Source organism: Sorangium sp. So ce119, assembly GCF_051524405.1.
Taxonomy (GTDB): Bacteria; Myxococcota_A; Polyangia; order Polyangiales; family Polyangiaceae; genus Sorangium; species Sorangium cellulosum_G.
On record NZ_CP150310.1, the window covers coordinates 4,229,313 to 4,242,629 of the forward strand.

Sequence of the window (13,317 nt, forward strand, 5' to 3'; positions counted from 1 at the left end):
GCGCGGGCCGCGCGCCGGGCCCATCGCCGGCGCAGAGCCGCCCACGCCACACCCAGACGGCCCCCTCACCGACCCTACCGCCCGCCCGGATCGGCCATCGGGCTGCGGCGCGGGATCCGTGCTGTCTTGTCCGCCGGCGCCATGGCCTTGCCCCCGTCGAGCGTGTCGGCGCAGCACCGGAACCCGACCTGGTAGAAGCGAAACCACCGGTTGTGCGTCGAGGTGACCGGACGGCACCTCGACCGGATCGGCCCCCAGTAGCCCCCCTTCAGCGTCGACCGGAACGGCTTGTCGTCCAGCTTGCCGAGCGAGTTGTTGACCCACTCGTCGACGTTGCCGGTCATGTCGCGCACGCCGAACGGGCTCACGCACCGGTGCATCTCCCCGGACGCGACGCGGCGGTCGAGCCGCTCGACCTCCGCGGAGATCTTCCACGGGTCGGAGAACACCTCGAGCACGGGCATCGCGATCTTCCGGTCGATGTTGCAAGCCTCGGGATCGCGCGCGATTCCGTAAGGATAGGGCCACATCTGCGGGCCCTCGCACGCGAACTCCCACTCCTCGACGGAGCAGAGCCGCTTGCCCTCGGCCGCGCACGCGCGCTCGGCGTCGAGCCAGCTCACCATCACCGCCGGGCGGACGCCCTCGATGTTGGGGTACTCGAAGACGTCGATGCAGAAGCGCCGGTGCTGGAGGCGCCCCTCGCAGAGGACCTCGGGCTCGAACCGCGCGCAGATGTCCTTCTCTTCGTCGATGTAGGCGGCGCAGTGGTGCCCGACGTAGGGGCAGTAGATGCCGTCGACGAGCACCATGCCCGCCAGGCACGCCGTGGCGCTCGCCGGGTTGACGCGCACGTACGCGGGCAGCGGTGGGGGCGCAGGCGGCGCCAGCGCGGACATGGGCGGCGCCGGCTCCGGCGGGGCGAAGCTCACCGGCGGCGCCGCGCTCGCGGCGTCGAGCGGCTCCCGCGGCCTCTGGAAGCGGGGAGCGAAGAGGAGCGCGCTCACCAGGGCGGCGACGGCGAGGGCGGCGATGAAGGCGATGCGCTCGCGCATGTCAGTCGTACACGTCGTCCTTCTCGCCGTCGCGATCGATGAACGGCCGCGGCGGAGGCGTGACGATGCCGTCGACCGTGTCGGCGCAGCAGCGGAAGCCGGCCTGGTAGAACTTGAAGGTCGGCCCGTGCCCCCCGGTCGTGAGGCGACAGGTGTTCCGGACCGGCCCCCAGTAGCCGCCGTTGAGCGTGGCCGGGCGCGCCGTGTCCGGGTCGTCCGCGAGGTTGTCGGTCCACTCGTCGACGTTGCCGGAGAGGTCGTACGCGCCGTAAGCGCTGATGCAGTTCGGGTGCGACCCGATCGGATCGGCCTGCCATAGCCGGGCGATCTCGCCCTCGCGCGTCGCCTCGCCCTGGATCGCGCCGATGTCGAACGCGATCGCGGCGCGGTCGATGTTGCAGGGGCTGGGCGTGCGCACGAAGCCCCAAGGATACGGCAGGCGCTTCGGCCCTTCGCAAGCCAGGATCCACTCGGAGCGCCGGCAGAGCCGCTTGCCCACCGAGGCGCAGAGCGACCTCGCCTCGTGCCAGTCGACGTACACGCGCGGGAGCTCGCCGACCCGGTTCGGCCACTCGTGGCGGTCGACGCAGAAGCGCCGGGGATCCACGGCCGCCTGGCACCGGGCGCCGCGCGCGTACTCGGGGCAACCGTGGCCGACCCCGTCGCCTGCGCGCGCGCAGATGTACGGAAGCGACGGGCAGAAATCGCCCTCCACGAGGGTCATGTCGGCCGGGCACGCGGCGCGCGCCGCAGGGTCGTCCGCGAACGGGTCGACCAGCGGGGCCGCGGATGCCCGCCGACGCCCTGCGCGCGGGGCCGGCGCCTCGGCGAGCGCGCCCGGCGCCGATGGGGCGGTCTCCCGCGGGCGGGCGGCCGGCGCGGGCGGCGGGGCGGCGGACGGCGAGGGGGCGGGCAGCGCCGCAGGCGCGGTGGAACGCGCCGCGGCAAGGCGCCCGGGCGGAGAGGACGGCATGAGCAGCAGCGCGTCGAGCTCGGGCGCGTACCGCGCCAGGAGCGCGACCGCGCCGAGCGCAACGCCGGCGCCGACCGCCATCAGGACACTCCTCAAGCGCGCTTCCACGTCACCCCGCGCGCCCCCTCATAGTCCAGCTTGCAGCGCAGCGACGTGAGAAGAATCGCAAGACCTCAGGAAGACCTTGCCCGCCGCGGCGCGCCACGGCGCGCCGGGTGTGGCGTGCCCCGAGCAAGGAGCGCCGGGGAGCGTCGCGCGGCGAGCAGGAGCGCCGCCACGCCCGCTTCCGTGTGTGATAGCTCTCCGGTTCCCCCTATGGATCGACTGGTCGTTCGAGGCGCTCGGCAGCACAACCTCAAGAACGTCAGCGTGTCGCTTCCGCGCGACCGCCTGGTGGTGATCACCGGCCCGAGCGGCTCGGGCAAATCGTCCCTGGCGTTCGACACCATCTACGCGGAGGGGCAGCGCCGCTACGTCGAGTCGCTCTCCGCCTACGCGCGGCAGTTCCTCGAGCAGCTCTCCAAGCCCGACGTGGAGTCGATCGAGGGCCTCTCGCCCGCGATTGCCATCGAGCAGCGCGCGCTGGCGAAGAGCCCGCGCTCGACCGTCGGCACCGTGACGGAGATCTCGGATTACCTCCGGCTGCTCTTCGCGCGGGTCGGCACCCCGCACTGCCCCGCCTGCGGCAAGCGGATCGAGGCGCAGACCGTACAGCAGATCGTCGACCGTATCCTCGACTTCGGGGACAAGACCCGGGTCACGATCATGGCGCCCATCGCGCGGGGTCGCCGCGGCGAGCTGAAGCTCGACATCGAGCGGCTGCGCCGCGAGGGCTTCGTGCGCGCGCGCATCGACGGCGAGATCGTCGACCTCGGCGACGAGATCGTCCTCGACCGGACGCGCGCCCACGACCTCGACGTGGTCGTGGACCGGATCGTGGTCAAGGAGGGCATCAAGGGCCGGCTCACCGACTCGGTCGAGCTCGCCCTCAAGCTGGGCGAGGGCCGGCTGCTCGTCGACATCTCGAGCGAGGGCATGAAGATCGAGCCGCTCTGGATGAGCGAGCGCTTCGCCTGCATCGACTGCGGCATCTCGCTGCCGCCGATCGAGCCGCGGATGTTCTCCTTCAACGGCCCCCACGGCGCCTGCCCGGCCTGCGACGGCATCGGCGCGCGGACCCGCATCGACCCGGACCGCGTCGTCCCCGACCCGCGGCGCACGCTCCGCGAGGGCGCCGTGGTGGCCTGGGGCCGCCGCGGATCGCTCTCGCTCGCCGCGGAGACCGACCGGGCCGTGACCGCGCTCGGCTGCGATCCCGACGTCCCGTGGGCAAAGCTGCCGGCGGCCGTGCGGCAGGCGATCCTCGAGGGGAGCGAGCCAGGGGGCGGCCGGGGGAAGAAGAAGGCCGCGTACGAAGGGATCATCCCGCGGCTCGAGCGCCTGCTCAGCGCGGGCGAGCCCGCCCTCGACGACGAGGAGGAGGCCGATCCCGACGAGGACAGCGCCGCGCTCTCCGACGAGATCGGCCGCTTCGTCATCACGCGGGTCTGCGACGCCTGCGACGGCAAGCGCCTGCGCCCGGAGGCGCTCGCCGTGCGGCTCGGCGACCGCAACATCGCAGACGTCGGCACCCTGCCGCTGCGCACGCTGCGCGTCTTCCTCGAGGAGCTCATGCCGCCGAGGGACGGGGCGCCGCGGGCCGGCGGCGCGGCGGGCGAGGCGTCGGTCGACGGCGGCCTCGCGCCGCGCGAGCGCGCGATCGCCGAGCCGCTGCTCCGGGCGGTGATCGCTCGCCTCGGCTTCCTCATCGACGTCGGGCTCGACTACCTCACGCTGGACCGCTCCGCGCAGACCCTGTCCGGCGGCGAGGGGCAGCGCATCCGCCTCGCGACGCAGATCGGAGCGGCGCTCGTCGGCGTGCTCTACGTGCTCGACGAGCCCTCGGTCGGCCTGCACGCGCGCGACAACACGCGCCTGCTCGAGGCGCTCCGCCGGCTCGTGGACCTCGGGAACACCGTGGTCGTCGTCGAGCACGACCGCGACGCGATCCTCGCGGCCGACCACGTCGTGGACATGGGCCCGGGCGCGGGCGTGCACGGCGGCAACGTGGTGGCGCAGGGTACGCCCGAGGAGCTGAGCGCCGATCCCGCGTCGATCACCGGCCCGTACCTCAGCGGGAAGAAGCAGCTCGCGATCCCGACGAAGCGCCGGCGCCCCGACGAGCGCTTCATCCGCGTGGCCGGCGCGCGGGCGCACAACCTCCGCAACGTGACGGCGGACATCCCCGTCGGCCTGTTCTGCACGGTCACCGGCGTGTCCGGCTCGGGCAAGTCGAGCCTCATCGTCGACACGCTGCTGCCGGCCGCGAAGAACGAGCTCTACCGGAGCTCCGCCCCGATCGGCGCGTGCGACGGGATCGAGGGCCTCTCGCACATCGACAAGGTGATCTCGATCGATCAGGCCCCGATCGGCCGCACCCCGCGGTCGAACCCGGCGACGTACACGGGGGTCTTCGGGCTGCTGCGCGAGCTCTACGCGGGCCTCCCGGAGGCGAGGACGCGCGGGTACAAGGCGGGCCGCTTCTCGTTCAACGTGAAGGGCGGCCGCTGCGAGGCCTGCCAGGGCGACGGGGTGCTCCGGATCGAGATGCACTTCCTGCCCGACATCTTCGTCACCTGCGAGACGTGCGGCGGCCGCAGGTACAACCGCGAGACGCTCGAGGTGCTCTACCGCGGGATGTCGATCGCCGACGCGCTCGACCTCACGGTCGAGCAGGCGATCGAGCAGTTCGAGGCGCTCCCCCGCGTGCGGGAGCGGCTCGCCGCGCTCGCGCGGGTGGGCCTCGGCTACATCACGCTGGGCCAGCCCGCGACGACGCTCTCGGGCGGCGAGGCGCAGCGCGTGAAGCTCGCGCGCGAGCTCGCGCGCAAGGCCACCGGCCGCACGCTCTACGTGCTCGACGAGCCGACGACGGGCCTGCACTTCTCGGACATCGAGGTGCTCACCGCGAGCCTCATGAGCCTGCGCGACGCCGGGAACACCGTCCTCGTGATCGAGCACAACCTCGACGTGATCGCCTGCAGCGACTGGGTGATCGACCTCGGACCCGAGGGCGGCGAGCGCGGCGGCACCGTCGTGGCCGCGGGCACCCCGGAGGAGGTGGCGCAGGAGGAGGCGTCGTTCACCGGCGCGTACCTGCGCGAGGTGCTCGCGGCGGCCAAGCGCCGCAGCCCGCAGCCGCCGCGCGGCCGCACAGCGGCTCGCAAATAACACGACGGGCGTGGCCCCGCCCGGTCCGCACGACATGGACCGGAGGCGGGAGCGCACGCCCGTACGACGCGGAGACCCTCTCGCGCGCTGGCGGCCGCCGCTCCGGCGGCCTCCCCGCGCGGCGCGGCGTCAGCCGTAATCCTTCTCGACCCTCTCCTGATCCTCTTTGCAGCGGATGCAGAGGCTCGTCTCGGGGCGCGCCTCGAGGCGCTTCGCCGAGATCTCCTCCTCGCACTCCTCGCACTTGCCGAACGAGCCGTCCTCGATCTTCACGAGCGCCCTCTGGATCTTGTCGAGGAACGATTTCTCGCGGCCCCGGAGGCGGAACGTGAACGACTGCAGGTACTCGCTCGAGGCGAGATCCATCTCGTCCGGGAGATCGTTCGCGTCGAGCATCATGTCTTCGGTCAGCGTCTGCTTGGCCTTCTTGATGATCTCGTCGCGCTTCGTCTCAAGCAGGGTCTTGAACTTTTTCAGCTGGGCCTTGTTCATAGGTCCTCTCGCGTCGAATGCGCCGTGCGGCGCTGCCGTCTTAAGCTCCCTGGCGCATGCAAGCCGCGGGGCGCTGACCCCCGGCTGCTGGAACGGGGCTTTCGGCTCCGCGACATGTCCGGAGAGGCCAGACAGCCTCCCGAAAATGCGAGGCGCGGAATTCTAGGCGTGAGCGCCGAGCCCGTCAACGACGCCTCCGTCAAAGGCAGAGTTCGCCCGTGATACGCGGCGAACACCACACGACTCGTCATCACAAGCGCACGGCCGAGACCGATCGCGCGCCGCGGCATCGGCGTCGGGAGAGATTGGAAAGCGTCTACGGGAAGCCCCCGAGCAGCCGGAAAGGGCGGCCGCTTTGGCCTCAAACAGGCATGCTCACCGCAGAGCACGCCGGAAAAGAGACGCAGAGGACGGTTTGACGAAAGACAGCTCACGTGGAACAAATTTATCCTAGATTGCTGGATTTTGATCAGAACCGAAACCCGGTACGACCTCGCGACGCCGCCACGGTGATCGTCCTCCGTGACGGTCGCGCTGGGCTCGAGGTGTTCTGCGTGCGCCGCCACGCGAGCTCGAGCTTCATGGGGGGCGCCGTGGTGTTCCCAGGTGGGAAGGTGGACGCGCAGGACGGCGCGGAAGTCTGGAGGGATCGGGCGACCGAGCCGCCGGCGCGCGCCGCGGCGTTCGCGACGGAGGAGGCGCCGGCGCGGGCGCTGTGCGTGGCGGCGTGCCGCGAGACGCTGGAGGAAGGGGCGATCCTGCCGACCGACCTGCCGCTGTCCGGCGACGAGATCGACGCGGTCGGGCGGGAGCTTGCCGCCGGGACGTCGCTCGACGCGGCCCTCGATCGGCGTGGCCTGAAGCTCGCTCTCGAGGCGCTCGTCCCATGGGCACGCTGGATCACGCCCCTCGCCGAGCCGCGCCGCTTCGACGCGCGCTTCTTCCTGCTGCCGCTGCCGCGCGGCCAGGTCGGGCGACACGACGGGTACGAGACGACGATGAGCTTCTGGGCCGCGCCGCCCGCGGTCCTGGAGCGCGCCGAGCGTGGCGAGATATTTCTCGCCCCGCCGACTTCACGCACGCTCGAGCTGCTGTCCGCGGCCGCGGACGTGCGCAGCGCCGTGGCGCTGGCGGAGCGCCAGTCGCTCCTGCCGATCTGCCCGCGCTTCGTCCCGGGCGATGGGGTCGAGCCGCCGTACCTGGCGCTGCCGGGAGACCCCTCGCACGAGGCGCGCGAGCGGCGCGCCGAGGGCCCGACCCGTTATGTCCTGCGCAACGGCCGCTTCGTCGCCGAAGAGCCCTGCGCGCGTGGATCCCCGATCCACATCAAACAGGAACGAGAGCCCGGATCCACCCGTGCCGACCAGTCTCGAAGCCCCCCGGACGAATGCCCCCTCCGTACCGGCGACGCCTGATCTCGAGGAGTGAGCCATGGAAACGAACCCGAAAGAGAACACGACGCAGCCCGAGCTGTTCACCGCGAGCGACGTCGCGCGCTTTTGCCAGGTGGACCTCAAGACCATCCACAACTGGGCGGACAAGGGGGAGATCCGCCACTTCCGCACGCCCGGACGGCACCTCCGCTTCCGGCGGCTGGACGTGCTCGATTTCCTCCGAAAGTACGGCTACCCGATCCCGGAGATCCTCCGGATGGGCAAGCCGAAGGTCGTCGTGGTCGACGACGACCCCGCCGTCCTCGCCGCGCTCCGCAAGACCCTCTCGCGGAGGTTCGACCTGACGACCTTCCAGGATCCGTTCGACGCGCTCGTCGCGGTGGGCAACCTGCAGCCCGACGCGCTCATCCTGGACGTCATGATGCCGGGCCTCGACGGGGTGCGCTGCCTGGAGCGCCTCCGGTCGATCGACGCGACCTCGCACATCCGCTGTATCGTGTACTCGAACCACGAAGAGATGAAGAAGAACGCGACCGAGGCCGGCGCCTACGACTTCATCAAGAAGGGCGAGGCCGGCGAGCTGCGCGACTCGCTCGAGCGGCTCATGGGCCTCGAGCGAGGCTGAGCCGCGCGGGGGGCGGCGGCGCCCCTCACTTGCCCTCGCGGTAGGCGCGGATCGCGTTCACGATGGCGTCCGCCATCTTCTGCCGGAAATCAGCGGTGGCGAGGCGGGCCTCGTCCTCGGGGTTCGAGATGAACGCGGTCTCGAACAGGGCGGCAGGCATGTCGGCGCCCGCGAGGACGAAGAAGCCCGCGCCCTTCACGCCCTGATCCTTCGTGTCGGGGTAGCGGGGCGCGAGCGAGGCGAGCGACGACCGCTGGAGGAGCTCGGCGAAGTGGCGCGAGCGGGCCGCCATGTCGCCGACGTTGAGGTTCGACAGGATCGCCTCCACCTCGAGGCGGGCGTCGGGATCGACGGGGTCGACGCCCTGCCCTGCCCTGGCGGCGCGGGGGGCGTTCTCGCGCGCCGCGAGCTTCGCCGACGGCGCCTCGGCGTCGCGCGACGGCGCGAGCGAGAAGGTCTGGACGCCGCGCGCGCGGCCGTTGTCGCTCGCGTTGCAGTGGATCGAGACGAACAGGTCCGCGTGGAACGCGTTGGCGCGCGCGGTGCGGAGCTCTAGCGGGACGTAGACGTCGCTGTCGCGGGTGAGGAGCGTCTCGATCTTGAGCTCGCGCGCGAGGAGCGGGGCGACGCGGTGGGCGACGTCGAGCGTGACATCCTTCTCCTTCAGGCCGGTGGGACCGACCGCGCCGGTGTCGTTGCCGCCGTGCCCCGGATCGATCGCGACGCGCCGGACCTCGCGCGCGCCGCCGGCCTTGCGCTCGTCGTCGCGCACGGGCGGGCGGGTGCTCACGTCGATGACGATGCGGAACGGCTCGGGCAGGTAGAAGACCCGGCGGTACAGGTCGGGGGCGAGATCGAGGACGACGCGCGTGCCCTTCGGCTGCACGCCGACGCGCACCCGCCGCAGGACGCCGCCCACCTCGATCTCCCGCGCGACGCCGCGCGACGTCGCCCCCGCGATGTCGACGAAGACGCGGGCGTCCTTGCCGGCGCTCTCGTCCGCGGGGAGCGTGCCCACGTCGAACGTCGTCGGCCCGGAGAGCTCGACCACGACGCGCGCGCCCTTGTCCGAGCCGTGCCGCTCGATCCCGGTGATCTTCACCGGACCGGAGGGCGCGGACGCCCGGGGGGCGACGACCAGATCGCCGCCGCCGGCGTCGGCGGTCGTCACCTGCACGGGCGGCGCGCTCGCGGCGCTCGCCGGCGCGACGGAGGAGGCGGTCGCGGACCCCTGCGCGAGCGCGAGCGCGATGCCCTCGACGCGGTGTCCCTCCTGCTCCAGCGCGCGCAGCGCCTCGCCGCTGGGCCGGTACGCGGCCGCCTGCGCGAGCGCGACCGCGATCGCGCCGAGGCACGGCGAGCGCGAGGGCGGCGCGCCGCCGGACGGCGCGGGCGGGGCGAGGGCCGCGTAGCGCCGCGAGACCAGGTAGAGCTCGCGGTACGCGGCGGCCGCGTCGCGGGCGAGCTCGCCGGCGAGCAACGCGCGGCGGCGCTCGGCCTGGCACGCGCGCTCGACGTGGGCCGGCTCGGCCGAGGCGCGGAAGGCGGTCGCCGCCGCGGCGTAGAGCTCCATCGCCTCGCGCGCGTCGGTGGCCGCCTGATCGAGGCGGAAGAGGCGCACGCGAAGATCGCCGGCGAGCTCCGCCAGCGAGGCCGCCTGCGCCGACGCCCCGGCGCGCGACGACGCGATGGCGACCGCATCGGCGAGGGCGATCGTCTCGGCGCGGGGTGGGAGCCGCGCGCCTGGATCGAGCAGCGCGACGGCGCGTTGCTCGTCGGAAGGCGCGGCGGGCGCGGCGGGCGCGCCGCCCTCGGCGCTGCACCCGAGCGCGCGCGCGATCGCCGCAAAAAGCGTGATCCTCGCGAACGCCAGGGCGTTACGATGGGGCTGCGCTGGGCTGGTGTGCCGCCGACTCGCCGGGTCGGCGCTGTCAGCCCTGCGCGACGAGAGAACGGCCATACGTCCCGGAGGTTTCACGTGCCCGACCTCACGCCCACTTCATCCACAGCACCCCTCTACGCGGACCGCGCGTCGGGGGAGAGGTTTGCCGACGCGACGAGCATGGTCAACGCGTATCTCGCCCGGTACGCCGCGAGCTCTCGGGGCGGTGCCGGGTCGCCGGGCGGCGCGGGCGCGAACGCGCTCGACGAGACGGGGTACGCGCAGCTCCAGCACGGGAGCGCGACGATCGGCGTCAACGTGCTGGAGGCGCAGGGCGTCCTGATGGTGTTCTCTCCCATCATGGCCGTGCCCCTGACCGGGCGCGAGGCCTTCTACCGTCGGCTCCTGGAGCTCAGCTTCATCGCCACCTCGGACGCGGCCTTCGCGATCGACAGGTCGCGCAACGAGGTCGTGGTGCGCTGCCTGCGGAGGCTCAGCGCGCTCGAGTACGAAGAGTTCGAGGATATCATCACGACGGTGAGCCAGGTCGCCGACACCTGGGATGACGCGCTGCTGCGGGAGATCCGCGGCGGATGAGCCGCTCGACGCGTGCCTGGAGCGCCCGGGCCCCTCACGTGGGGGGCTGGCGGTGGGCGGATCGGTCGCGAGATTGCGGTGCGGCTGACGCGGGTGGTAAGTTCTTGGCGCGATGACTGCGGGGGAGCGACCGACGACCGCGGAACCTGAAGAACGCTCCCTCTCTGCGGAGGAAGCCGAGCGGATCGCGTCGTCGATCCGGCCATCCTGGGAGGCGTTCGACGAGCTGCCGTTCGGCCGGGGAGAGGCGCGCGGCAGCGCCCCCGGAACGGAGGCCGGCACCCCCGCAGCGGCGCAGCCGGCGGCCCCGGCGGCGGCAGTCCCCGCAGAAGCCGCCGAGCCGAGGCGTGAGGCCGCGACGGCGCCTTCCCCGGCTGCACCGGCGGCGGCTGCCGCGGCATCGGCGGCGACCGCGGTGGCACCTGCTGCGGCCGTGCGCGAAGCACCCCCGGCGGGCGCGTCCGCTGTGTCGGACACCGTGATCGACGGCGTTCCGACCATCGCCGTCGGAGAGGACCCGCAGGCATCTCCCGCACCGGAGGCCGGATCCCGAGGCGCCGGAGGATCGGGCAGCGGCGATGAGCAGCCCGGCGAGCGTTCACCTCAGCCGCTCGCGCGCCCCGAGGACGCGGGCAGCGCAGCGAGCGCTGTCGCTGCGGGTGCGCCCGAGGCCGGCGCGGGGAAGCGGGGCGAATATCCCGCTCCCGCCGGAAAAACGCGCGTGGGAGTCGGTGAGCCGGATGCCTTGGCCGACGCGCGGCCCGCGGCGTCAGACGCGTTAGCCGGCGGACGGGTCGCCGAGCCGGATGCCGTGGCCGTCGCGACGGCCGCCGAGCCGCGGGTGGCCCCAACGCCTGCCCCTTCCCCGCCTCCCGTGGAGGAACCGCGGTCGACGCGGGCGACGCGCACGCGCTCGCGCGCCGGGCAGCCGGCGGCGGGGAGCGCCGACGCCGTGGCCACGTCCGCTGTCCGCACGGAGGACCACGATCCGATCGAGCTCCCCGTGTCCGGGCCGAACAAGACGGCGCTGCGGCTCGGTATCGCGGTCGTGGGCGCGGCCTTCCTGTTCTTCGTTGGCCGCGCCGTCCTCGCCCCAGGCCGCGACGACGCGGGCGCCGATCGCAGCCCGACGCCGGCGTCGCCTGCGGCGGAGACGCCGCCTGCCGTGGAGGCGCCGCCCGCGACGCCCGCCGCCGCCCCGGTCGCCACCTCGCAGGCCACCGCCGTCAGCTCGCCCGCCGCCGCGGGCGACGGCGCCGCGACCACGCCGGCGCCGAGCGCCTCGGCGCCGGCGAGCCCTCCGGCTCCCGCGGCGACGCCGGCCTCCTCCGCCGCCCCGCCGTCCAGGGCCGGCGCGACGCCCACGACGCCCGCGACGCCGACGCCTGCGCCGAAGGCGACGACCTCTGCGAAGAAGCCTGCGCCCGAGGCGCCGACCCAGCGTGGAACGAGCTCGACCGGCGGCACCAAGAGCGGCGGCATCATCCGCGATGCGCCGTTCTGAAGCGCTCCGGTTCACCGCCTCGGCAGCGAGGCTTGCTGCAGTCGTCACCTTCCGCGGGCGCCAACGAGGCGAAGCCCGACCTGAGGAGCCATGAAAACACGCGCCTGCGCCCCTGTCCTCCTGCTCTCGTTCATCGCGCCTGCGCTGCTCACCGAGGCCGGGCTCACCTCCTCCCTTCTCAGCGAGCCGTCGAGCTTCGCGCAGTCGTCCGATGCCGTCACGGAGGTCGCGCGCCAGCGCTACGAGGACGGCGTCCAGGCGTATGACGCGGGTCGCTTCGAGGACGCGCGCACCGCGTTTCGTCAGGTCTACACGCTCAAGCGACACCCGGCGGTGCTGCTGAACCTCGGGCAGAGTGAGCTTCGCTCGAATCACCTGGAGGACGCCGGCAACCACCTCCAGCAGTTCCTGCGCGAGCACACCGCCGCGACCCCGGAGCAACGCGCCGCCGCGGAGAAGGCGATCGCCGACGTGAAGAGGAGAACCGGGTTCATCGTCGTGGTCGCCGACGCGAACGGCGCGGATATCAGCATCGACGGCGTCCTCATCGGCAAGGCGCCGCTGCCCGATCCGGTGTTCGTGACCCCGGGCAAGCACACCCTGTTCGCGACGTACCAGGATCGGTCGGCGACCACCCAGGTGGACGCGAAGATCGGCGCGGCCACACCGGCGACGCTCACCCTGGGAACCACCGGCGCCGCCCCCGCGCCGGTCGCCGGCGCGCCGACGCCCGGCCCGGCTGCGCCGCCCGGTGCGCCGACGTCGACCTTGCCGGGTACGGCGACGCCGACCCCCGCGCAGCCACCGGCGGCGGGCAGCGCGCAGCCGGCCCCCGGCACGGCGGCGCCCGGCGCGGCCGCGCCCGGCACGACGGCGCCAGGCACGACGCCCGCCGGCGCGACGGCGCCGAGCGCAACGCCCGTGGCCCCGACGACGTCCGGCGGGTTCACGCTCTCGACGAGCAACACGATGGGCTCGATGGGCCCGGATCAGGCCTCCGGCGGTCGCGAGCCGTTCTTCCACTGGTACAAGCGCAAGCCGCTCGCCTGGGTGGGGACCGGCGTCGCGGGCGTCGGCCTGGTGATGGGGATCGTCGGCACGGCCATCACGACCAACGCGAGCGGCAACGCCGAGGACGTCGGGAACGAGATCAAGGCGTTCGTCGCGAGGAACGAGAGCACGATCCCCGCCAATCGCCGGGCCCAGCCCTGCGGCCGGCGCGAGGATCCCTCGGGCGACCTCCCGGGCTTCGAGAACGCATGCGGGAGCCTCCGAGAGGAGCTCGACAGCTACGATGGCGCGCTCCCCTGGGCCATCACGGGCTGGGTCCTCCTCGGCGTCGGGGTCGTCGGCACCGCGACGTACGCGATGATCGATTGGTACCCGAGCGAGCAGAAGACCGCGGCCGCTGGCCCTCGCGTCACCCGGATCGCGCCGCTCGTGGCGCCCGGCCAGGCCTCCCTCAGCGTCGCCGGGACGTTCTAGCTCCGCGGAGCGCCGGCGACGCGCGCCGCCGCGGCGCCGA

The 13,317-nt window shown here is 73.2% G+C and carries 10 protein-coding genes; 6 read left to right on the forward strand and 4 right to left on the reverse strand.

What is annotated here, in order from left to right:
* Window positions 1-74 precede the first annotated feature (74 nt).
* Window positions 75-1,055, reverse strand: a complete 981-nt coding sequence (locus WME76_RS15880; protein ID WP_437960949.1) for a formylglycine-generating enzyme family protein — start codon at window positions 1,053-1,055, stop codon at window positions 75-77.
* A 1-nt stretch (window position 1,056) separates the two neighbouring features.
* Entirely contained in the window at window positions 1,057-2,109 is a 1,053-nt protein-coding gene (locus WME76_RS15885) for a formylglycine-generating enzyme family protein (protein WP_437960950.1), read from the reverse strand.
* Between the two features lie 234 nt (window positions 2,110-2,343).
* Between WME76_RS15885 and uvrA the strand changes: the two genes are divergently transcribed.
* On the forward strand, window positions 2,344-5,298 hold the full coding sequence (gene uvrA / locus WME76_RS15890; protein ID WP_437960951.1) for an excinuclease ABC subunit UvrA: 2,955 nt from the start codon (window positions 2,344-2,346) through the stop codon (window positions 5,296-5,298).
* A 129-nt stretch (window positions 5,299-5,427) separates the two neighbouring features.
* Here uvrA and WME76_RS15895 read toward each other — a convergent pair whose 3' ends face one another.
* Window positions 5,428-5,790, reverse strand: coding sequence for a TraR/DksA family transcriptional regulator (locus tag WME76_RS15895; protein WP_061618333.1), 363 nt, complete (start codon window positions 5,788-5,790; stop codon window positions 5,428-5,430).
* A 434-nt stretch (window positions 5,791-6,224) separates the two neighbouring features.
* Between WME76_RS15895 and WME76_RS15900 the strand changes: the two genes are divergently transcribed.
* Both WME76_RS15900 and WME76_RS15905 read left to right on the forward strand, forming a co-directional pair.
* Window positions 6,225-7,205: an NUDIX hydrolase gene (locus tag WME76_RS15900; RefSeq protein ID WP_433937003.1), complete on the forward strand. Its 981-nt coding sequence runs from the start codon at window positions 6,225-6,227 to the stop codon at window positions 7,203-7,205.
* Window positions 7,206-7,221: 16 nt separating this feature from the next.
* Window positions 7,222-7,809, forward strand: coding sequence for a response regulator (locus WME76_RS15905; protein WP_061609761.1), 588 nt, complete (start codon window positions 7,222-7,224; stop codon window positions 7,807-7,809).
* A 25-nt stretch (window positions 7,810-7,834) separates the two neighbouring features.
* Here WME76_RS15905 and WME76_RS15910 read toward each other — a convergent pair whose 3' ends face one another.
* Entirely contained in the window at window positions 7,835-9,769 is a 1,935-nt protein-coding gene (locus tag WME76_RS15910; protein ID WP_437960952.1) for an N-acetylmuramoyl-L-alanine amidase, read from the reverse strand.
* Window positions 9,770-9,871: 102 nt separating this feature from the next.
* On the opposite strand from WME76_RS15910, the gene WME76_RS15915 reads away from it, so the two are divergent.
* The 3 genes from WME76_RS15915 to WME76_RS15925 all read left to right on the forward strand — a co-directional run bounded on the left by WME76_RS15915 (window position 9,872) and on the right by WME76_RS15925 (window position 13,277).
* The gene (locus WME76_RS15915) at window positions 9,872-10,288 is read left to right on the forward strand and encodes a YbjN domain-containing protein (protein ID WP_437960953.1); all 417 of its coding nucleotides are present in this window, start codon (window positions 9,872-9,874) and stop codon (window positions 10,286-10,288) included.
* A gap of 952 nt (window positions 10,289-11,240) precedes the next feature.
* Window positions 11,241-11,792, forward strand: a complete 552-nt coding sequence (locus WME76_RS15920; RefSeq protein WP_437960954.1) for a hypothetical protein — start codon at window positions 11,241-11,243, stop codon at window positions 11,790-11,792.
* A gap of 90 nt (window positions 11,793-11,882) precedes the next feature.
* Window positions 11,883-13,277 carry a tetratricopeptide repeat protein gene (locus WME76_RS15925; protein ID WP_437960955.1) on the forward strand — a complete coding sequence of 465 codons (1,395 nt, stop codon included), beginning with the start codon at window positions 11,883-11,885 and terminating at the stop codon, window positions 13,275-13,277.
* The last annotated feature ends 40 nt before the right edge of the window (window positions 13,278-13,317 follow it).

Bases quoted from the DNA above. Each gene is read 5' to 3' on its own strand.
- WME76_RS15880 (WP_437960949.1), bottom strand. From the start codon at position 1,055: ATGCGCGAGCGCATCGCCTTCATCGCCGCCCTCGCCGTCGCCGCCCTG.
- WME76_RS15915 (WP_437960953.1), top strand. From the start codon at position 9,872: ATGGTCAACGCGTATCTCGCCCGGTACGCCGCGAGCTCTCGGGGCGGT.
- WME76_RS15905 (WP_061609761.1), top strand. From the start codon at position 7,222: ATGGAAACGAACCCGAAAGAGAACACGACGCAGCCCGAGCTGTTCACC.
- WME76_RS15925 (WP_437960955.1), top strand. From the start codon at position 11,883: ATGAAAACACGCGCCTGCGCCCCTGTCCTCCTGCTCTCGTTCATCGCG.
- WME76_RS15885 (WP_437960950.1), bottom strand. From the start codon at position 2,109: ATGGCGGTCGGCGCCGGCGTTGCGCTCGGCGCGGTCGCGCTCCTGGCG.
- uvrA (WP_437960951.1), top strand. From the start codon at position 2,344: ATGGATCGACTGGTCGTTCGAGGCGCTCGGCAGCACAACCTCAAGAAC.
- WME76_RS15895 (WP_061618333.1), bottom strand. From the start codon at position 5,790: ATGAACAAGGCCCAGCTGAAAAAGTTCAAGACCCTGCTTGAGACGAAG.
- WME76_RS15910 (WP_437960952.1), bottom strand. From the start codon at position 9,769: ATGGCCGTTCTCTCGTCGCGCAGGGCTGACAGCGCCGACCCGGCGAGT.